This window comes from Schaalia turicensis ACS-279-V-Col4 (assembly GCF_000296505.1).
GTDB lineage: Bacteria > Actinomycetota > Actinomycetes > Actinomycetales > Actinomycetaceae > Pauljensenia > Pauljensenia turicensis_A.
Map to the genome: position 1 here is coordinate 549,157 of NZ_JH815209.1, position 19,471 is coordinate 568,627.

Sequence of the window (19,471 nt, forward strand, 5' to 3'; positions counted from 1 at the left end):
GGATCTGCGATGAGTTCGCGGTTCTTGAATGAAAAAACAGTTTTGGTCGAATCAGACGATTCGGCGATGTCTTACTCGGGATCTGCGTCTGCGATGGAAATCTCGACAGCGGGCTTACCCGAATCCTTCATCGAAACGATGCGCTGAACCGGGCTGAGCTCTCGCCACCACTGATCGAACGGACGACGATTGCGGATATCCAGATCCTCAAACATGTTCTTCACCAGGCGAGCTTCGATCTGGTTGCGCACCTGACCGATGTACACGCCCTCGGATTCGCCACGATTGAACTGGTTGTTGATGTGGTCGAGCGCGCGGTGAGCAAGACGCGTTGCCAGCAGGCGGTCGAACGGGCTGGGCGAACCCCCCTGTTGCAGGTGGCCGAGCGCCGCATGACGCACGTCGTACTTGCCGTCAGATTCTGCCTCGTACACGGACGCAAGGAATTCGCGGTCGTAGTACTTCGACACTGCCTCGTTGACGAGGACCAGGAACAGGCGGCGTCCTTCAGCGAAGGAATCAACCATGCGCTTCGTGTCATCAGCGATCTCATTCAGAGTCACATCATCTTCGTTGAGATAGATGTACTCAGCACCGGATGACAGTGACGCCATCAGCGTCAGGTACCCGCAACGTCGTCCCATGATTTCGGCGACGAAACAACGCTTGGTCGCTGCGGCGGATTCCTTGATGCGGTCAAGCGCCCAGGTGGCATTGTTGATCGCGGTATCGGCACCGATCGATAGTTCCGAACCGGGCAGATTGTTGTCGATGGAGGCGGGAACCAGAACGATCGGGATACGGAACGCCGGGTAGCGGTCACGCTCGGAGATCATCGAGTGGACAGCAAGGTAGGCGTTGAGGCCGCCAATAACAATCAGCGCATCCAATTCGTTACGTTCAATAGCGCGTCCCAGGGCGTAGAACTGCTCAACTTCGGGGACATCGCGCCTCGTGCCGAGTTCCGCGCCACCCTTGAACGCCCAGCCTTCAACGTCAGCCCAGGTCAGTTCTTTGACCGCGTTATCGGCCAAGCCCTTCCACGAGCCTTCGATTCCCAGCATCGTCCAACCGCGAGCGATGCCTAGGCGGACTGCCGCGCGCGCTGCCGTGTTCATGCCAGGCGCAAGACCGCCAGCGTGCAGGATACCGATTCGACGAGGCTTTTCAGTAGGTTCGGGCGTCAGCTGAGGCGGAGTCGAAAGGATCGTGTTAATTTCGACCATCGTCGTGAAAGAAACGCCGCGCGAAGCCTGGGCAGCTTCATAGTCGCCGGCCTCAATCAGGTGCTTGACCGCACGAGTATCGTGCACCGCCTTCATCAGCGGAATACGGGTCACGCGGTTGTGGCGGACACCCAGAACATTCGGGGTGTTTTCCGGCGTTGCTGAAAGCATTTCCTGAACAGCGGCGTAGCCAAGCAACGATGACATCCAGCGGTCATAGGCTGACGGCGAGCCACCACGCTGGACGTGGCCAAGGATCGTCACGCGAGCGTCTTCACCCGTGCGCTCAGTAATCACATCGGCAATGTGTTGAGTGGTCAGTACATTACCCTCGCGGTCGGTTGCACCTTCGGCGACCAACACGATGGATTCGCGTCGCCCTGCTTCACGACCCAAACGCAGGTGTTCAGCGAGGTCTTCTTCCCAGCCCGGTCCAACCGGATCTTCGGGGGTAAACACGTAGTCAGCACCACCGGCAACCGCTGCCATCAGGGGGAGGTAGCCACAATGGCGACCCATGACCTCGACAACGAATGTGCGCTGGTGAGATGCTGCCGTGGAGGTCAGCTGATCCATCGCGTCCAAAATGCGATGGAGTGCAGTATCCGCACCGATTGTCATGTCGGTGCCCACCATGTCATTGTCGATCGAGCCGACAAGACCAACAACCATCAGAGCCGGATGCTTTGCCGCTTCTTCTTCACTGAGCACGCCTTCATCAACGAGTTCGCGAATGTGCTGCGACCATTCGCCTCGGAATTCATCCGTGCCAGAGAGGGAGCCGTCGCCACCAATAACGACAAGGTGGTCAATACCGTGTTCGACCAGATTCTTCGCGGCCGCATGCCGGCCCTCGTAATCGCGGAATTCTGGACACCGGGCCGTACCGATGACCGTGCCACCCTCGGCGAGGATTGATGAGACGTCCGACCAGCAGAGCTTCTTGATCGCATCTCCGCCTTTAACGGCGCCGGCCCACCCTTCCATGACCGCATAGGGTTGGGCGCCCACGGCAAGCGCGGTTCTCACGACGGCGCGGACGGCCGCATTCATTCCCTGTGCGTCACCGCCTGATGTGAGAACGCCGATCTTGAAGTCAGCGGGGGCTTTGAGCGGTTGCGGAGTAGCCATTGCGTGAAGCTCCATTCCTATTCACGGTCTGAAAGTGTTACCAGCTTCGTCCAGTTTACGTTTCGTCCAGTTTACGGCGAAGCGGGAAGTGATGGGTAGAGCAATCGGGTATTCAGGGGTGTCAGAACAGTTTTCGGGAATAAAAGAGTGGTGGCCCGCATGTCTCATTGCGGACCACCACTCTTAGGGCATGTGAGCTCGTGCGTTGAAGAATCAGCGTCTATTCGTTTGATGACAAATAATGACGGGTACGCGCTTGAGCCAATCCGTCAGTTACTAGCCGACGGGTTCGCAGCAGCAGATGCAGCGAGGTCTTCGGCGCTGACAACGCCTTCGACCGAGACGCGGTCAAGGTAAGCCATACCGTCGAAGGAAAGCTCACGAGCGTTCTCCGGATCGCCTTCTGCGCCGATCTTGCCACCGGCCATCCGGTCAACGATGATCGCGATTGCGCCGTCACCGGTCACATTGGTTGCGGTGCCGAAGGAGTCGAGGGCGATGTAGGTGGCGATCATGAGGGCAACCTGGGCATCGTTGAAGCCAAGCATCGACGAGAGTAGACCGGTTGCTGCCATGATTGCACCGCCGGGAACGCCGGGGGCTGCGACCATCGTGATGCCGAGCATGAAGATGAAGCCAACCCACTGTACAGGGCCGACATCGATGCCCTGGGTGATGACGATAGCGAACGCGAATGCGAAGATCTTCGAGGTCGAGCCTGCCAGGTGGATCGTTGCGCAGAGCGGAATGGTGAAGGATGCAACGGCGTCGGAGATGCCGTTCTTCTTTGCCTGACGCAGAGTAACCGGGATAGTCGCCGCGGACGACGAGGTGCCGAGTGCCGTCAGGTAGGCGGGCATCATGGTGAGTAGCGACTTGATCGGGTTCTTCTTGCCGATTGCGCCAGCAACGATGTACTGCGTGAGCAGGATGACGACCTCAAGCAGGAGGACGACGACAACAACGCGGACCAGGGTGCGCATAATGTCCCACGCCTCACCGGTGTAGGTGAGGTTCAAGAAGATACCAAAGATGTGCAAGGGCAACAGCGGGATGATGATGCGCTCGATGAGCTTGGTGATGATGGCACGGAATTCAATGAAGCCCTTACGCATAACGCCACGCGGGATCATTGCAAGTCCGATGCCGACCACGAAGGAGAGCAACAGCGCGGTCATAACCGGGACAGCTGCAGGCATTTCGATGGTGAAGAACGATTCGAGTGCCGAGCCGGGCTCGGTAACATCAGCAAGACCGTTCGAAAGGAGCTTCGGGAAGACGGTTGCTGCGACCAGGTAGGTCAGGAAGCCTGCGAAAAGAGTCGAGGTGTAGGCCAGCGCGGCGGTAACGCCGAGCCACTTGCCCGCGCCACGTCCGAGATCAGCAATAGCCGGAGTGACCAGACCGATGATGATGAGCGGAATCGAGAAGGACAGAAACTGGCTGAAGATAGCTGAGAATGTCGCGAAGACTCGTCCAACTGCGACAGGCACCAGGTGCGAGTCACCCACTTTGGTGGATCCCAGCACGAGGGCGAGGATGATTGCGACGAGCACCCACACGAGGATGCTGCTCTTCTGCATAAACTTTCGCATGATTTTCCTTGAGTCGTTCGACTGATCGGGATACGTACAGGATGCCCACAGACCGCATTCCGATTAGTTTTCGTTCACTATTCGAACATTCCGACACCGCTACTCGGGCAGTTTCACGCGCTATAGAGACGAAACCGGGGCGGGCAAGCCGAAGCTCACCGCACCCCCGTTTCGTTGAGTGAGCAGATCAAGCGAGGGCTTTCGCCAGATTATCGTCGAGCGCTACAAGGAACTCTTCGGTGGTGAGCCACGGAGTATCGCCACCGACCAGACGAGACAGATCGCGCGTCATCTTGCCTGAAAGAACCGTGTCAATGATGACCTTCTCAAGCGTGTGGGAGAAATCGATAATCTCAGGCGTATTATCAAGCATTCCTCGGTGAGCAAGAGCGCGGGTCCAAGCGAAAATCGAGGCAATCGGGTTGGTTGACGTTGGTTCCCCCGCCTGATGCTTGCGGTAGTGACGGGTAACAGTGCCGTGAGCGGCTTCAGCTTCCATCGTGCGACCATCTGGGGTCATCAGGACGGAGGTCATCAGACCCAGCGAACCGAATCCCTGAGCGACAGTATCTGACTGAACATCACCGTCGTAGTTCTTGCACGCCCAGACGTAGCCACCTTCCCAGCGCAAGGACGAGGCAACCATGTCATCAATCAGACGATGTTCGTAGGTCAAGCCAACTTCGGCAAATCTGTCCTTATATTCGCGCTCGAAGACATCGGCGAAAATGTCCTTGAACGCACCATCGTAGGCCTTGAGGATCGTGTTCTTCGTCGACAGGAAGACCGGATAGTTGCGCTTGAGTCCGTATTCAAAGGATGCTCGAGCGAAGTCTGCGATCGATTCGTTGAAGTTGTACATGCCCATCGTGACGCCACCACCTTCAGGCATACGGATCACTTCGTGCTCGATCGGTTCCGACCCATCGTCGGGAGTGAAGGTCAGCGTGATGGTGCCCGCTCCCGGAACCTTAAAGTCAGTCGCACGGTACTGGTCGCCGAATGCGTGTCGACCGATAACGATCGGCTTGGTCCATCCGGGGACGAGGCGCGGAATGTTGTCAATAATGATTGGTTCACGGAAGACAACGCCACCAAGAATATTGCGAATCGTGCCGTTGGGGCTACGCCACATCGTCTTCAGGCCGAACTCTTCAACACGCGCCTCGTCGGGAGTGATTGTCGCGCACTTGACGCCCACGCCATGCTCTTTGATCGCATTGGCGGCATCAATCGTCACCTGGTCGTCAGTCGCGTCGCGATTCTGGATCGACAGGTCGTAGTAACGCAGATCAACATCCAGGTAGGGGTGGATCAGACGGTCTTTAATGAACTGCCACATGATGCGGGTCATTTCGTCACCATCGAGTTCAACGACCGGGCCTGCAACCTTAATTTTCGACATCGTTTCTCTTTTCGTCGGGCGAGCTGGCGCTACGCGAGAAATTATCTTGACATCAAGATTAGTTGATTAAACACACTCGCGCTCATAGATGAGACAGAAGAAATACGTTCGCCAACCCAAAGACCCCGACAGCACAACCATGTCGGACTGAGCGGTTAGGACAGAAGGTTCATCGTTGCCGTGAACGGCGAAAAATACCAAATACCAAGCGCCAAGAAAGCGAGCACCACGGCATCCACCCACCGATTACGTGAAGCAAACCATGGGCGTCCTGGCAAAACAAGACGCGCACCGGCCATCACAAGCAGCGTGCCAGCAAGGGCATAGACCGCACGATGAGGGTGGTTCAAAAGAGCCAAAATCGCCGTAACGCCAACACCGACGAGGACGAAAATGATCGTCCCCCAGTACGCATACGACGGCGAAGTATTCATTCGCACCTGCTTCTTCACACTGCAAGCCTACGGGGTAATGCATTATTCACACATCTTCACGTCTTAATTTACCTCCGGAGCGCGCTACCATGTTCATGCGACCGTGCAGGCCGCGCACATTTTCACGTGTTGAAGGAGCATCAGTGACTTCCCGTTACATCGTTGTCGGGCCCGATTCCGCAAATGCTGCAACAGACGCAGCTCACGAACTTGCCACCGCGCTTTCAGCGCGTGGAACGCTTGCGCGCATGAACGCGCTCGCTGGCACGACCCCATCCGAAGCAGCGACCTCCGGCACCTCGGCTTTGCCGGCAGCTGTCGAAGCTGTTCGCGCAGCTGACGCAGACTTCGTCCTCATCGACGGAGTTGTCGCCGGAGAAGCTCGCACGTTCGATGCCATCCGTTGGAACGTGAACCTGGCAGCATCGGCTCGCGCAAACGTCATCTTGGTCCTCGACCCCGAAGGTGTTCCAGCCGAACTGCTCACTGAAGAAATCAACGTTTTCGCTGCCCGTTGCAAGTCGCACCAGGCGCAGCTCGTGGCAGTGATTCTGCCCGGCACCCCCACTGCTCTCGGCGTCGACGTCCCCGTCTTCTCCCTTCCCCTTTCCGACGAGGCAATCAAGACCCTGGTTGAGGCCCCCGCCCCGACCGCAGTCACTCCCCTCGCTTTCCAGGCAGATCTGATTGACCGCGCACGCGCAGACCGCAAGCGCATCGTCATGCCCGAACCGGAAGACGATCGCGTCCTCCTAGCAGCTGGCGAGGTCCTCGCTCGCGGTATCGCAGATGTCATCCTCGTTGGTGACGCAGCTGCCGTTGCAACCCGCGCAGGTGAACTTGGTATTGACCTCACCGCAGCATCCGTCGTCTCCGTAGACGACCCAGAACTGTCCGAAAAATACGCCGTTGAATTCGCACGCCTGCGTGAAAAGAAGGGCGTCACCGTCGAGCAGGCTCGCGAAAAGATCAAAGACGTGTCCTACTTCGGCACGATGATGGTCCACATGGGCGACGCAGACGGTATGGTTTCCGGCGCAGCTCACACGACCGCGCACACGATCGTTCCCTCCTTCCAGATCATCAAGACCGCTCCCGGCGTCTCGATTGTTTCTTCTATCTTCCTCATGCTGATGAAGGATCAGGTGTGGGCATTCGGCGACTGCGCCGTGAACCCAAACCCGACTCCGGAACAGCTTGCCGACATCGCCATCTCCTCGGCACGCACCGCCGCTCAGTTCGGTGTCGAGCCTCGCGTTGCAATGCTCTCCTACTCCACCGGCACTTCCGGCTCCGGCCCGGACGTCGACGCCGTTGTGGAAGCAACCCGCATTGCTCAGGCAAAGGCTCCAGAGCTCGCTCTGGAAGGCCCGATCCAGTTCGACGCAGCCGTTGACGTGGCCGTTGCTTCGAAGAAGCTCCCCGGCTCCCCCGTTGCCAGCAAGGCAAACGTCTTCATCTTCCCGTCACTATCCGCAGGCAACATTGGCTACAAGGCCGTTCAGCGTTCCTCCGGTGCCGTTGCTGTCGGCCCGGTTCTGCAGGGTCTGAACAAGCCGGTCAACGATCTGTCGCGTGGCGCACTGGTCGAGGACATCGTCAACACCGTTGCTCTGACCGCCGTTCAGGCACAGGGCTGAAGCTTCCAAGTTTTTACCGATTACTCACAGGAAAGGCGAACTCGTGTCCCAGACCGTTCTCGTCATTAACTCCGGCTCTTCATCGATCAAGTACCAGCTGGTCGATCCCGAAACCGGTGAAGCAATCGCCAAAGGCCTTGTCGAGCGTATCGGCGACCCGGTCGGCAAGATCAAGCACACCCACGGTGACGACGTCACCATCGAAGAAATTCCGATCGCAGACCACGAAGTTGGTATGCGTGAGGTTCTTCGCCTCTTCGACAACAAGGGCCCGAAGCTTGCAGAAGCTGGCATCGTTGCCGTCGGCCACCGTATCGTTCAGGGTGGCAAGTACTTCGATGGCCCGGCCGTCATCAACGACGAGGTCCGTAACCTCATCGAAGAACTCTGCCCGATGGCTCCCCTGCACAACCCCGCACACCTCAAGGGCATCGACGTGGCTCGCGAGCTCATGCCGGAAATCCCTCACGTTGCAGTCTTCGACACCGCGTTCTTCCAGGCTCTTCCCGAAAAGGCCTACACCTACGCACTCAACGCCGAAGTCGCTGAGAAGTACGCTGTTCGCCGCTACGGCGCACACGGCACCTCGCACCAATTTGTTTCCCGCGAGGTCGCAAAGTACCTGGGTCGCGATGATCTCAAGCAGATCGTCATGCACCTCGGAAATGGCGCTTCCGTGTCCGCAGTCCTCAACGGTAAGCCGATCGATACCTCCATGGGCCTGACCCCGTTGGAAGGCCTCATGATGGGCACCCGCACCGGCGACATCGATCCGGCCGTTGTCTTCCACCTGGCTCGCCAGGGTGGCATGACGATTGACGAGATCGACACGCTGTTCAACAAGCAGTCCGGCATGAAGGGCCTGACCGGCGAATCCGACATGCGTAGCGTGTGGGAAATGATTTTCAACGATGACGACAAGGAAGCGCAGCACAAGGCTCGCGTTGCCATGGACGTCTACATCAACCGCCTGCTCAAGTACGTTGGCTCCTACACCGCTGAACTCGGTGGCCTGGATGTCATCACCTTCACCGCTGGCATCGGCGAGAACGACTGGGATGTTCGTAAGGAACTCGCCCAAGCATTAGAGCCCTTCGGCGTGAAGATCGACCTGGCAGCAAACGACGGTCGTATCGGCGAGCCTCGCGTGATCTCCACCCCCGATTCGAAGGTCACCCTGCTGGTGTACCCAACGAACGAAGAGTTCGCGATCGCGCGCCTCGCACGTGAGGTGATCTGAGTTCTGCTCGCGCCTCGCACGTGATGAGCTGTGGTGGGCTGGCTCGAAAGAGCCAGCCCACCATTGTTGTTTTTCCTGCCATCAGCTTTGAGCGTAAGCGCGTGGGCAAACGGATGGGTCATGGGAGACAATAGAGGCAACACTAGGAGGAAAGTTGAACTTCCATTCGCTTTACGATCAGGGCTTCGCGCGCGTTGCTGCGGTGACGGTTCCTGTTCATCCCGCTCAGCCACTTGCTAACGCTAACGAGGTCATTGACGTTGCTCGCGAGCTTGATGCCAAGGGTGTTGCCGCGGCCGTCTTTCCCGAGCTGGGCATTTCCGGCTACGCCATTGATGATCTGTTGCTTCAGGATGTCGTGCTGGATGAAGTGACTGAGGCTCTGCATCGCATTGCTGTTCAGACGAAGGATCTGTTGCCGATCCTCATTGTTGGTGCCCCGATTCGCAACGATGGTTCCCTCTACAACTGTGCGGTAACGATCCACCGAGGCAAGATCCTGGGTGTCACCCCGAAGTTGCACCTGCCGAACTATCGCGAGTTCTACGAGAAGCGCCATTTCGTGACTCCCGGCCCGACAACTCCTTCCTTCATTGACACAACCGCGTGGGGTTTTGTCGACGATGACTGTGCTTCGGCATCCGTTCCTTTCTCTCCGATCACAATCGATGTTGAGGATGTTCCTGGCCTCGTCATTGCCCCCGAAGTGTGCGAGGACATGTGGGTTCCGCTCACCCCGTCGACTCTTGCTGCTCTGAATGGCGCAACGGTTCTGATGAATCTTTCCGCTTCGCCGATCACCGTTGGTCGTGCGGAAGACCGCCGACTGTTGGTTCGCAGTTTGTCAGCGCGCCTCAACTCCGCCTACGTGTACTGCGCGTCGAGTGCGGGCGAATCGTCAACCGACCTGTCATGGGACGGCCAGACGATGGTGTACGAGGCCGGCGACCTGCTGGCAGAGGGTGAGCGTTTCAAAGCCGGCGGTCGTCAGATCACGATCGCTGACGTGGACATTGATCGTCTTGTCACTGAACGTACGCGCCAGAATTCGTTTAAAGACAACGCGGATCGCTACCTGGGCGAGGATCAGGGGCTGAAGGCAACCGCTCCTATGGACGTCTACACCCAGCTGAACCCACCCCGCACGGATCTTGGTTTGGAACGCCCCGTTGATCGTTTCCCCTTCGTTCCCGACGATCCGGAGCGCCTGGCTCAGGACTGCTACGAGGCCTACAATATTCAGGTTCATGGTCTGGTTCAGCGCCTCAAGGCGATCGGTAATCCGAAGATCGTTATTGGTGTTTCCGGTGGCCTCGATTCCACGCATGCTCTGATCGTCGCGGCGCGCGCAATGGATATGCTGGGTCGGGCGCGAACGGACATCTTGGCCTACACGATGCCCGGTTTCGCAACGTCCGATCACACGAAGTCGAACGCGATTGCGCTGTGCGAAAGCCTCGATATTCCCTGCCAGACGATCGATATTCGCCCGGCGGCTCGCCAGCTGTTGGCCGACATGGGGCATCCCTACGCCGACGGCAACGACACGTATGACGTCACCTTCGAGAATGTTCAGGCAGGTCTGCGCACCGACTACCTGTTCCGCATTGCCAACCACAACGGCGGAATTGTTCTGGGCACGGGTGACCTGTCCGAGCTGGCGCTCGGCTGGTGCACGTACGGCGTGGGCGACCAGATGAGCCACTACGCCGTCAATACGGGTGTTCCGAAGACTCTGATCCAGCATCTGATCCGCTGGGTTGCAGCTTCCGGCCAGTTCTCCGATCGTGCGGGCGAGGTTCTGACCTCTATCCTCGGCACGGAGATTTCTCCCGAATTGGTTCCCGCTAAACCCGGTGAGAAGATGCAGTCCACGCAGGACAAGATCGGCCCGTACAACCTGCAGGATTTCAACCTGTACTACGTGTTGCGTCGAGGGGCTCGTCCGTCGAAGATCGCCTTCCTTGCTGAGAAGGCGTGGGCTGATGTGAATGCTGGCGAGTGGCCGGCCGGGTTCCCCGAAGGCGACCGCGTCGCCTATTCACTCGAAGAGATTGTCAAGTGGGAGACCCTGTTCCTGCGCCGCTACTTCACGCAGCAGTTCAAGCGTTCTGCTCTGCCAAATGGCCCGAAGGTTGTGGCTGGTGGCGCCCTATCGCCTCGTGGTGACTGGCGAATGCCGTCCGACGTGACTGGTGCACGGTGGATCGCAGAGTTGGAAGAGGCCGTCGCGGGCGTTCCTCACAGTGGTGTTCCGGCTACTCAGACGAAGGAGAACTGATGACGACGCTGACGTTGACCGGCGTGATCGGTTTTGCCGTGATCGCGTGTGTTTTCGGCTTGGTTGCCCTGAAAGGCAGGGCCGGCACTCTGGCACGAGGCTCAGGCTTGGGTCTTCATTCGGCAGTGTTGGAGTCCTCCGACAACGCATGGAATACGGGTCACGAGGCCGCCTGGCCGATCATGGCCATGGCCTGCGTTGTGGCGGTGTTTCACGCGGTTGGCTGCGGTCTTGCTTCACTCATGGGCAATGACGGCGAAGCCTTCCTTCACGTTCTGTTGATCTCCGGGATTATTGTGTCCCTCGCTCTTGGGGCGTTGGCGCGCGCGGCCGCGATTAACGCGGCAAAGCGCCAGGCGGAGTCTGATCAAGCCGAGAGCTGATCTTTATCCTTGATACGGCGCGCCCCCCGGGTTTCTACCCGGGGGGCGCACGCTATTTCACAGTCAGTGTTTAACGCTCAGTGTCAGCCGGTGGCGCATACGCTGACATCGGGGTGAGCGCCGATTGCGGGGTGTTCACTTCTGCGTTTATACCTGCCGGCTGAATCATATGAGGAATCCGAGGCACCGGATGAGTGCCAGCGCTTCGTGCCACTGCGCGACGGAGAAGAACCTCCAGGGGACCTCGTTGATATCCCTTCGATTCGAGCACCCAGCAGAACAGCGCCATCAAGGTCCAGACCGCGAGCGCAATAGCAAGCCCGAGGGTCTGGGAAACTCCTCGAATACCCGCCAATCCGAGAGCAATGAACGTGGCAAGGAAAAGAACGGTCTGACCAACATATGCGGTCATTGAGCGCTTACCAACCGCGATAAAGAAGTGGCGCACTCCCCCGAGATTTTCGCGTGCAGGACCGGCAAGCAACCCGAGCAGGGCCAGCCAACCTGCAGCTCCAAGCAAACCAGTAATCTCGTGAAGAGCGTCCTGACCGAAGAAGTAGGAATCCATCAGGCCCGAATCCTTCAAGGAATAGGACAGGCCACCAAGGGCACCCAGAGCAAGACCCAGGAACGCCACCAGCATCAGGCGCCCCTTGTGAACGTCCGGGCGCGAAATATAGTCCGTGGTGGCCAGCCAAGCACCGAAGACGGTCGCAGGAAGGATGGTCGTCATGATCAGCCCGAGGAGCGACGAGATTACCCAGCCAAAGACGCTGATCAGCGGGTAGTACCAGCCGAGCATCAGGTCGGCGGGAGCGTTCGTCATCTGCGTATTGGTTGCGCCACCAAACCCCTTCAGGCTCTCGCCCCAGTTCACGAACGATTCGGCTCCAAACTGGCTGAGCGTCATGACGGTAAGGACGATGAGAGCAATCACGGTCAAGATCGTGAAGCGTCGCCGCGCAATGAGTCCTGCGAAAACAATCGCAACCAGCGCATACGCGCCGATAATGTCGCCGGAGAAGAAGAGTGCGTGGACAAAGCCGAAGAGGAGCATCCACCAGCCGCGCCTACGGATCAGACGGCGAGAGTCATCAATACTCTCGTTTTCGAATCCTGCGATCCACGTTGCGCGCACCTGCTCAGGCATTCCGGGCAGGTTCTCATCAAGTTCGTCGATTCGACGTTCCACGTATGCGCGCTGGCGTCGCAACACCATCGTCATCAGACCGAAACCGAAAAGCATCGAAAAGAGCGGATACGAGCGGTGGTCGATGAACATTCCGCGAATGAACACCCACCACTGATCGCTCAGTGAGTATTCGGGATTGTCGGGGAAGAAAGAAAGCCAAAACGGCACGTTTGCGACCGCGATCAGAATCAGCATGAAGCCGCGTGCAAGATCCGGCGCGGGATAGCGGACAGAGTTCTTCGGGGTAAACGAGGCCGAGCTAGACATACTCGAACACTATCCAAGGATTCGGGCTCGCTTCAATCAGGTGTCTCCCTGATTTGCTTGTAGGCGCTCGCTGAACAAGCGCGACCGCAAGCTAAGCAAACGGTGAACAAGCGCGACCGCAAGCTAAGCAAACGGTGAACAAGCGCGGTCGAGCAAGGTAGCGAAAATAAAGGAGGCGCGGCCTCGTCGAAGACAACACGACCGCGCCACATTGAAACTTTTCGCTCAGGCGAACAGCTTCTCACCCACGTAGGTGTCGGAATCCTTCACGCCCGGCAACACAAAGTACATGCCGGTCGCGATGTGCTGGAGGTACTCCGTCATCTGGTCGTTCACCATTTTCGACAGGATCGGAATGAAGTTCGTCGAAGGATCACGGACGAAAGCGATGAAGAACAGGCTGGCTTCGAGGCGACCCAGCTTGTCCACCTGCTCTTTTACCGCGCTTGTTCACCACCACCCGCTCTTCTACCGCGCTTGTTCACCACCACCCGCTCTTCTACCGCGCTTGTTCACCGCTTCACCCCCCGACGACGCCGGCACCGACTTCGCGGGCCTGCTATTTTACCGCGCTTGTTCACCGCTTCACCCCTCTATTCGAGCAGGAAAGGTTAGGCAAACCGTAGAGATATCCGCAAAATACGTAGCCCGTTAAGCGTCGCAAATCCGCGCCACAGACAAGGAAAGACACTAGGAATGTGGGCGCGGCCTCGTGAATTCATCAGTGCACGTCACCGAATTATTCGCACCAGCTTGCGAAAAACAAAAGGCGAGAAAAACACCAAAAGATCTGACGCTTTCAAACGGGACAACGGTCCCGAATTGGTGAACAAGCGCGCAATAGCGTGGGGACGAACACGGCGTTTTCTGGGCGCAATCCAGCGCACGGAAGCTGCCAGATCTACTGACTGACACATTCCCTTCCAAGGAGTCCTAATGACCGAGTTCTTCTACGAAGACATGCTGCCGCTGGGTGAAGACACAACCGAGTACCGTCTGCTCACCACCGAAGGCGTCGAAACCGTTGAAGGCCCTGACGGAACACAGTTCCTCAAGGTTGCCCCCAGCGCACTCGAACTACTGGCGAAAACCGCGTACCACGACATCTCGTACTACCTGCGCACCGCGCACCTCGAACAGCTGGCGAAGATCCTCGAAGACCCGGAAGCATCCGCAAACGACCGCTTCGTCGCACTCGACCTACTGAAGAACGCAAACGTTGCCTCCGCAGGCGTTCTGCCGATGTGTCAGGACACGGGCACGGCCATCATCAAGGGCGAACGTGGCCAGCGCGTCATCACCGAAGGTGTGGACGGCAAGCCCCTGGCGCACGGTGTCTACGACGCCTACACCGAGCTCAACCTGCGTTACTCGCAGAACGCTCCGATCACCATGTACGAAGAGAAGAACACGGGCTGCAACCTGCCGGCGCAGATCGAACTCTACGCGGACACGCAGGTCGGTCACGAGCTCGACTACCACTTCCTGTTCATGGCTAAGGGTGGCGGTAGCGCGAACAAGTCGTACCTGTACCAGATGACGAAGGCAATCCTTGATCCGGAACACATGATGCAATTCCTGGAAGAAAAGATTCGTTCCCTCGGCACCGCAGCATGCCCGCCGTACCACTTGGCAATCGTCATCGGTGGCACCTCCGCTGAATACGCGCTCAAGACCGCGAAGTACGCGTCCGCCCACTACCTCGATACGCTACCGACCACCGGTTCGGAACTGGCGCACGGCTTCCGCGATGTCGAGATGGAAGACGAGGTCTTCAAGCTGACCCAGCAGATGGGCATCGGCGCCCAGTTCGGCGGCAAGTACTTCTGCCACGACGTCCGCGTCATTCGCCTCCCTCGCCACGGCGCATCCCTACCGGTCGCCATCGCGGTATCCTGCTCAGCTGACCGCCAGGCAAAGGCAAAGATCACGCCCGAGGGTGTCTTCTTGGAGCAGCTCGACTTCAACCCCGGCCGTTTCCTGCCGGCAACCGACCCGTCTGAGCTGGGCGAAGACACCGGCGCCGTGTCGATCGACCTCGACCGCCCGATGAGCGAAATCCTTGCCGAACTGTCGAAGTACCCGGTGAAGACGCGCCTGTCCTTGAACGGCACGATGATCGTTGCCCGCGATATCGCCCACGCGAAGATCCGCGAGCGCATCGAAAACGGCGAGCCGATGCCGGAATACATGCTCAAGCACCCCGTCTACTACGCGGGCCCAGCGAAGACTCCGGAAGGTATGCCGTCCGGCTCCTTCGGCCCGACGACCGCGGGCCGCATGGACTCCTACGTGGATCAGTTCCAGGCGCTCGGCGGATCCATGATCATGGTCGCGAAGGGCAACCGCTCCAAGCAGGTCACCGACGCCTGCCACAAGCACGGCGGTTTCTACCTCGGCTCAATCGGTGGTCCGGCTGCTGAACTGGCCGCAAACTGCATCAAGAAGGTCGAACTTCTTGAATACCCGGAGCTCGGCATGGAAGCCGTGTGGAAGATCGAAATCGAAGACTTCCCAGCCTTCATCGTCGTCGACGACAAAGGCAATGATTTCTTCGCTGGCACGCAGGAGGTCACGCTGACAATCGGCAAGCGCCCCGGCATGTGCTGATTGTGTTTCTGCCGGCGGGCATCGCGGTTGCGTGGTGTCCGCCGGCAGCTGCGTGTCGGCTTCGTGATTGAGATGAACGAGGCTGCCGCCACGCCCTACCCCGCGCTTGTTCACGGGCGGAGCGAAAACCGAGGAGCACGAAAATGGGCTGCGGCAAATGCGCGCTTGTTCACGTTCCTTCCGGTTCAAGTGCGCGCTTGTTGACCACTCATTCAACCTCAGAGGGGAATGACATCACCGCCGGCGGTGAACAAGCGAAGTCCTCAGCAAGTAAGTCGGTGAACAAGCGCGGTCGGGACTAAATTCCGATCGCGAGCGCGAACTCGGCCTTGATGGTTTCAAGTCTCGCCCGAGCCTCGTCCCACGGCACTTCTCCGCCACCTGGAGCATCGAGAATGACCTCAAGGTAGCACTTGAGCTTCGGCTCGGTGCCGGACGGCCGAGCGATGACGCGGTCGTTCGCCTCAGTGGTGACCATGATCGCGTTCGTACCCGGCAGGCCGTCCCACCCCTGAGACATGTCGACGACGGAGACGACCGACGAGCCCGCGAGCTGCGACGGCGGGTTCCCGCGCAGACGATCCATGCCCTCGGCGATGAGACCGAGATTCTCGACGCGGAAGGTGAGCGGCATCGTCACGTAGCAGCCGTAGGCGCGAGCCATTCGCTCGAGCTCGTCCTGGCCGGTGTGGCCCTGCGCCTTAAGCTCGGCGAACAGGGAGGCGGCGACGACCGAGGTCGAGATGCCGTCCTTGTCGCACACGTGCTCGGGATCGGGGCAGAAGCCGATGGCCTCCTCGTAGCCGAAGACGATGCCCGGGGTGCGGGCGATCCACTTGAATCCCGTGAGGGTGTGGCGGTAGTCGAGGCCGTGCGCCAGGGCGATCCGCTCGAGCTGGCGGCTCGACACGATCGAGTTGGCGAAGACCCCGCCCTTCGGGGCCCGCCCGGCCAGGAACTCGCCGAGGATCGAACCGGTCTCGTCGCCGGTGAGCTGACGCCATCCGCTCGCCGAGGCCTCGTCCGGAATGGCGAGGGCGCAACGATCGGCGTCGGGGTCGACTGCGATAATGAGGTCCGAGCCGTGCTCGCGCGCATGCGCCATCGCCAGATCGAGGGCGTCGGGCTCCTCCGGGTTCGGGAAGGAGACGGTCGGGAAATCGGGGTCGGGCGCCGCCTGCTCGGCGACGAGCGACACCCGGGTAAAACCCGCCTCCTTGAGGACGCGCTCGGTGAGCGCTCCGCCGACGCCGTGCATCGCGGTCAGGGTGATCTTGAGGTCTCCCCGGTGGTCGCCGGCGGCCAAGGCCGCGGCGACTGCAACGTAGTCGTCGCGCGGATCGACCTGCTCAATGCGCTCCTCGTCCTGGGGGACCTCGTCGGCCGGGGCGGCTGCCGCGATGGCGGTGGCGATGCCCGCGTCGTGCGGAGGCACGATCAGGGCGCCCTGACCGGCGTCGGTGACGATGCTTCCGCCGAGGTAGACCTTGTAGCCATTGTCCTTGGCGGGGTTGTGCGAAGCGGTGATCATGATGCCCGCGTCGGCGTCGAGGGCGCGCACCGCGAAGGAGGTGAGCGGGGTGGGGTGCGAGACGGGGAGGGCCAGAGCCCGGCAGCCCGCCGCCGACACAACGCGCGCGGCCGCACGGGCGAAATCGACGGAGCCGTGCCGGGCGTCGCAACCGATGACGACGCGAGGTTCGCGCTCGGTTTGCGTCTTGAGGTAGGCGGCGAGGCCCGCGGTCGCACGGATGACGACGGCGAGGTTCATCCGAGATTCACCCGGGCCAATCTCGCCGCGCAGACCCGCGGTGCCGAACTCAAGGGGCCCGTTCATCGCGGCCCGCAGTTCGGCCAGGGCGCCCTCGTCACCCGCCGAAGCGGCCTCGACGGAAGCGAGGAGCGCTGAGGAGGTCTGGCCGTCCGGATCATGGGTGGCCCATTCGCGGGCCGTCGCGAGAAGCTGATCGTTCATCGTCTCACTCTTCGATCCCCTCGAGGATCGCGACCGTCGCAGATACGCCGAGACGCGAGGCTCCGGCCTCAATCATGGCGAGCGCGGTCGTGGCATCGCGGATCCCGCCCGAAGCCTTGACGCCAAGGCGGTCGCCGACCGTTTCGCGCATGAGCTTAACGGCGTGCACCGAGGCGCCACCGGCGGGGTGGAAGCCGGTGGAGGTCTTCACGAAGTCGGCCCCCGCGTTCTCGGAGGCGCGGCAGGCCATGACGATCTCCTCATCGGTCAGAGCAGCGGACTCAATGATGACCTTGAGGACGCGTGGAGCGGGGACGGCGTCGCGCACGGCGCGGATCTCAGCTTCGAGCTCAGCCTCACGGCCTTCTTTCACGAGGGCGATGTTGATGACCATGTCGACTTCGTCGGCGCCGTCCTCAACGGCGCGCGTGGCCTCGGCGGCCTTGATCTCAGGCTTGACAGCGCCCGAGGGGAAGCCCGCGACGCAGGCGACCATGAGGCCCTCGGGGGTCTCGAGGGGCAGCATGGAGGGCGAGACGCACACCGAGTAGGTGCCAAGCTCGGCGCCCTGGGCGACGAGGGCCGCGACATCGGCGGCGGTCGCCTCGGGCTTGAGGAGGGTGTGGTCGATCATCTGGGCGACTTCAGTCTTCTTCATGGTGGTGCCTTCCTCAGATCTGCGCCAGGGGTGGCGCGAGTTCCATCATCTGGGTGAACGCTGTCTCGCGTTCCTTTGCGGTTGTGGCTTCGCCCGGGACGGCGAAACCATTCGCCGGGCGTCCTTGCGCCGGGGTCCGATTAGACTAATCAGAGGTATTCCAAAGTGTCAAGCTTTACTTTTACATTTGTTTGCGACGAGGGCGGGGCTCAGGCGGGAGAGGATTCGGCGAGAAGCATCCTCGCGAGATCCTGATCGACCACGACATGCGTCGCCAAGCCCATCCGCAGAGCTGCCGCAAAAGCCACAGCCTTCTTCGGACCGCCCGCGACGAGCACGCGGATTGGACGCGAGGCAAGATCCTTCAAGGAAATGCCCACGGTCCTCTCATCGATTCCCGGCACCGCGATCTCACCCTCGGCGGTGAAGAACCGCGAACACGCATCCCCCACCGCCTTAGCGAGCAACTCAGTCACCTCGGATCCCTTGAGTCGGGAATGGCTAATCGCCAGGCTCTCGGCGGCGATGTCCCCGACCGTGAAGACCACGAGATCCGTCTGCCTGCCAGCCTCGAGGATCGCCGCGATATACGGGTCCGAGCACACGATCTCCAAGGTGCGGACATCCTCGAAGATCACCGGCAGGGGCAAGTAGCGCGGAATCGCATTGAAGGCCTCGCAGAAAGCCCTCATGACCTCGAAATCATTGGTCACCTCCGAGGAATGCGAGATCCCGCCCTTGAGCTGCACGATCTCGACATCGCGCCTCAGCGTGCGGCCCAGACGCGACGCGATTGCGTTCATCGTCCGCCCCCAAGAGACGCCGACGCTCATGCCGTCCTTGACGAGGGACTCGACGAGGCCGGCGCCGACGCGCCCGAGATCGTCAAGGATCTCGCGCTCGGATGCACCGAAACCATGGACGACCCGCGCTTCAACCAAGCCGAATCGCTGAGCGAGCTGCTCGCCCAGCACAGACGAAGTCTCTCGTGGATCGTGGATCTCCACGGTGACGAACCCGGCCTTTTTCCCGCGTAGCAGGAGCTTGGCGACGGTCGGACGCGAAATGCCCATCTTAGCCGCAACTTCGGCCTGGCTCAGGCCACGCTCAAAATAGAGCCGGACGGCGTCGATCGCCTGTTCGTCTCTCTTATCCACTCCTCCTCCTTCCGAATCGTGATCCGCGCCCCGATGCACGCAACCACGGGCATCCTTGCCAGGGGATCGGAATCGAAACGGGCATCAACTTTGACATCCCGCAAATCCCAAGATTAACAAATAGACACCCTACTCGTGAACGAAAATCATTTATTTACTTCTCAAAGACCCTTATTGTCCGCCCGAGTATGCGAATACAGAACATCCCAGTCGGGATCGAAGCACACATGGTTACCACGGGGCCCTCACCCTAGTAAGGGCCACCTTGCTCCATCAA

At 59.8% G+C, this 19,471-nt stretch carries 14 protein-coding genes; 5 read left to right on the plus strand and 9 right to left on the minus strand.

Going from position 1 to position 19,471, the window contains the following annotated elements; translation table 11 throughout:
• Positions 1–71: 71 nt before the first annotated feature.
• The 4 genes from HMPREF9241_RS06175 to HMPREF9241_RS06190 form a co-directional block, all read right to left on the minus strand.
• Positions 72–2,357, minus strand: a complete 2,286-nt coding sequence (locus tag HMPREF9241_RS06175; RefSeq protein WP_006681427.1) for a 6-phosphofructokinase — start codon at positions 2,355–2,357, stop codon at positions 72–74.
• Positions 2,358–2,626: 269 nt separating this feature from the next.
• Positions 2,627–3,952, minus strand: coding sequence for a dicarboxylate/amino acid:cation symporter (locus HMPREF9241_RS06180; RefSeq protein WP_006681428.1), 1,326 nt, complete (start codon positions 3,950–3,952; stop codon positions 2,627–2,629).
• Between the two features lie 187 nt (positions 3,953–4,139).
• Entirely contained in the window at positions 4,140–5,357 is a 1,218-nt protein-coding gene (locus HMPREF9241_RS06185) for an NADP-dependent isocitrate dehydrogenase (protein WP_006681429.1), read from the minus strand.
• Between the two features lie 155 nt (positions 5,358–5,512).
• Positions 5,513–5,791, minus strand: coding sequence for a DUF3017 domain-containing protein (locus HMPREF9241_RS06190; protein ID WP_006681430.1), 279 nt, complete (start codon positions 5,789–5,791; stop codon positions 5,513–5,515).
• Positions 5,792–5,886: 95 nt separating this feature from the next.
• On the opposite strand from HMPREF9241_RS06190, the gene pta reads away from it, so the two are divergent.
• From pta to HMPREF9241_RS06210, 4 genes are all read left to right on the plus strand, one after another.
• Positions 5,887–7,431: a phosphate acetyltransferase gene (gene pta, locus HMPREF9241_RS06195; protein WP_131367659.1), complete on the plus strand. Its 1,545-nt coding sequence runs from the start codon at positions 5,887–5,889 to the stop codon at positions 7,429–7,431.
• Between the two features lie 43 nt (positions 7,432–7,474).
• A complete protein-coding gene (locus HMPREF9241_RS06200; protein ID WP_006681432.1) occupies positions 7,475–8,671 on the plus strand; it encodes an acetate/propionate family kinase in 1,197 nt (398 codons plus the stop codon).
• A gap of 154 nt (positions 8,672–8,825) precedes the next feature.
• Positions 8,826–10,952, plus strand: coding sequence for an NAD(+) synthase (locus HMPREF9241_RS06205; protein ID WP_006681433.1), 2,127 nt, complete (start codon positions 8,826–8,828; stop codon positions 10,950–10,952).
• Complete coding sequence (locus HMPREF9241_RS06210; protein ID WP_006681434.1) at positions 10,952–11,335, plus strand: hypothetical protein; 384 nt, start codon at positions 10,952–10,954, stop codon at positions 11,333–11,335. The genes HMPREF9241_RS06205 and HMPREF9241_RS06210 overlap by 1 nt, the downstream gene beginning before the upstream one ends.
• A 70-nt stretch (positions 11,336–11,405) precedes the next feature.
• Here the strand turns inward: HMPREF9241_RS06210 and HMPREF9241_RS06215 are convergent, their stop codons facing one another.
• Together HMPREF9241_RS06215 and HMPREF9241_RS06220 are read right to left on the minus strand one after the other, a co-directional pair.
• On the minus strand, positions 11,406–12,794 hold the full coding sequence (locus HMPREF9241_RS06215) for a DUF418 domain-containing protein (RefSeq protein WP_006681435.1): 1,389 nt from the start codon (positions 12,792–12,794) through the stop codon (positions 11,406–11,408).
• A gap of 225 nt (positions 12,795–13,019) precedes the next feature.
• Positions 13,020–13,223, minus strand: a complete 204-nt coding sequence (locus tag HMPREF9241_RS06220) for a Dyp-type peroxidase domain-containing protein (protein WP_006681436.1) — start codon at positions 13,221–13,223, stop codon at positions 13,020–13,022.
• Positions 13,224–13,730: 507 nt separating this feature from the next.
• Here HMPREF9241_RS06220 and HMPREF9241_RS06225 point away from each other — a divergent pair.
• On the plus strand, positions 13,731–15,404 hold the full coding sequence (locus tag HMPREF9241_RS06225) for a fumarate hydratase (RefSeq protein ID WP_006681437.1): 1,674 nt from the start codon (positions 13,731–13,733) through the stop codon (positions 15,402–15,404).
• A 298-nt stretch (positions 15,405–15,702) separates the two neighbouring features.
• Here HMPREF9241_RS06225 and HMPREF9241_RS06230 read toward each other — a convergent pair whose 3' ends face one another.
• From HMPREF9241_RS06230 to HMPREF9241_RS06240, 3 genes are all read right to left on the minus strand, one after another.
• Positions 15,703–17,379 (minus strand): phospho-sugar mutase, encoded by a 1,677-nt coding sequence (locus HMPREF9241_RS06230; protein WP_006681439.1) that lies wholly within the window; start codon positions 17,377–17,379, stop codon positions 15,703–15,705.
• Between the two features lie 4 nt (positions 17,380–17,383).
• Entirely contained in the window at positions 17,384–18,037 is a 654-nt protein-coding gene (gene deoC / locus HMPREF9241_RS06235; protein WP_006681440.1) for a deoxyribose-phosphate aldolase, read from the minus strand.
• Positions 18,038–18,246: 209 nt separating this feature from the next.
• The gene (locus HMPREF9241_RS06240; protein WP_006681441.1) at positions 18,247–19,194 is read right to left on the minus strand and encodes a sugar-binding transcriptional regulator; all 948 of its coding nucleotides are present in this window, start codon (positions 19,192–19,194) and stop codon (positions 18,247–18,249) included.
• Between the last annotated feature and the right edge of the window lie 277 nt (positions 19,195–19,471).

Excerpts from the sequence above, each read along its gene's own strand:
- HMPREF9241_RS06175 (WP_006681427.1), bottom strand. The coding sequence starts at position 2,357 with ATGGCTACTCCGCAACCGCTCAAAGCCCCCGCTGACTTCAAGATCGGC.
- HMPREF9241_RS06180 (WP_006681428.1), bottom strand. The coding sequence starts at position 3,952 with ATGCGAAAGTTTATGCAGAAGAGCAGCATCCTCGTGTGGGTGCTCGTC.
- HMPREF9241_RS06185 (WP_006681429.1), bottom strand. The coding sequence starts at position 5,357 with ATGTCGAAAATTAAGGTTGCAGGCCCGGTCGTTGAACTCGATGGTGAC.
- HMPREF9241_RS06190 (WP_006681430.1), bottom strand. The coding sequence starts at position 5,791 with ATGAATACTTCGCCGTCGTATGCGTACTGGGGGACGATCATTTTCGTC.
- pta (WP_131367659.1), top strand. The coding sequence starts at position 5,887 with ATGCGACCGTGCAGGCCGCGCACATTTTCACGTGTTGAAGGAGCATCA.
- HMPREF9241_RS06210 (WP_006681434.1), top strand. The coding sequence starts at position 10,952 with ATGACGACGCTGACGTTGACCGGCGTGATCGGTTTTGCCGTGATCGCG.
- HMPREF9241_RS06215 (WP_006681435.1), bottom strand. The coding sequence starts at position 12,794 with ATGTCTAGCTCGGCCTCGTTTACCCCGAAGAACTCTGTCCGCTATCCC.
- HMPREF9241_RS06225 (WP_006681437.1), top strand. The coding sequence starts at position 13,731 with ATGACCGAGTTCTTCTACGAAGACATGCTGCCGCTGGGTGAAGACACA.
- HMPREF9241_RS06230 (WP_006681439.1), bottom strand. The coding sequence starts at position 17,379 with ATGAACGATCAGCTTCTCGCGACGGCCCGCGAATGGGCCACCCATGAT.
- deoC (WP_006681440.1), bottom strand. The coding sequence starts at position 18,037 with ATGAAGAAGACTGAAGTCGCCCAGATGATCGACCACACCCTCCTCAAG.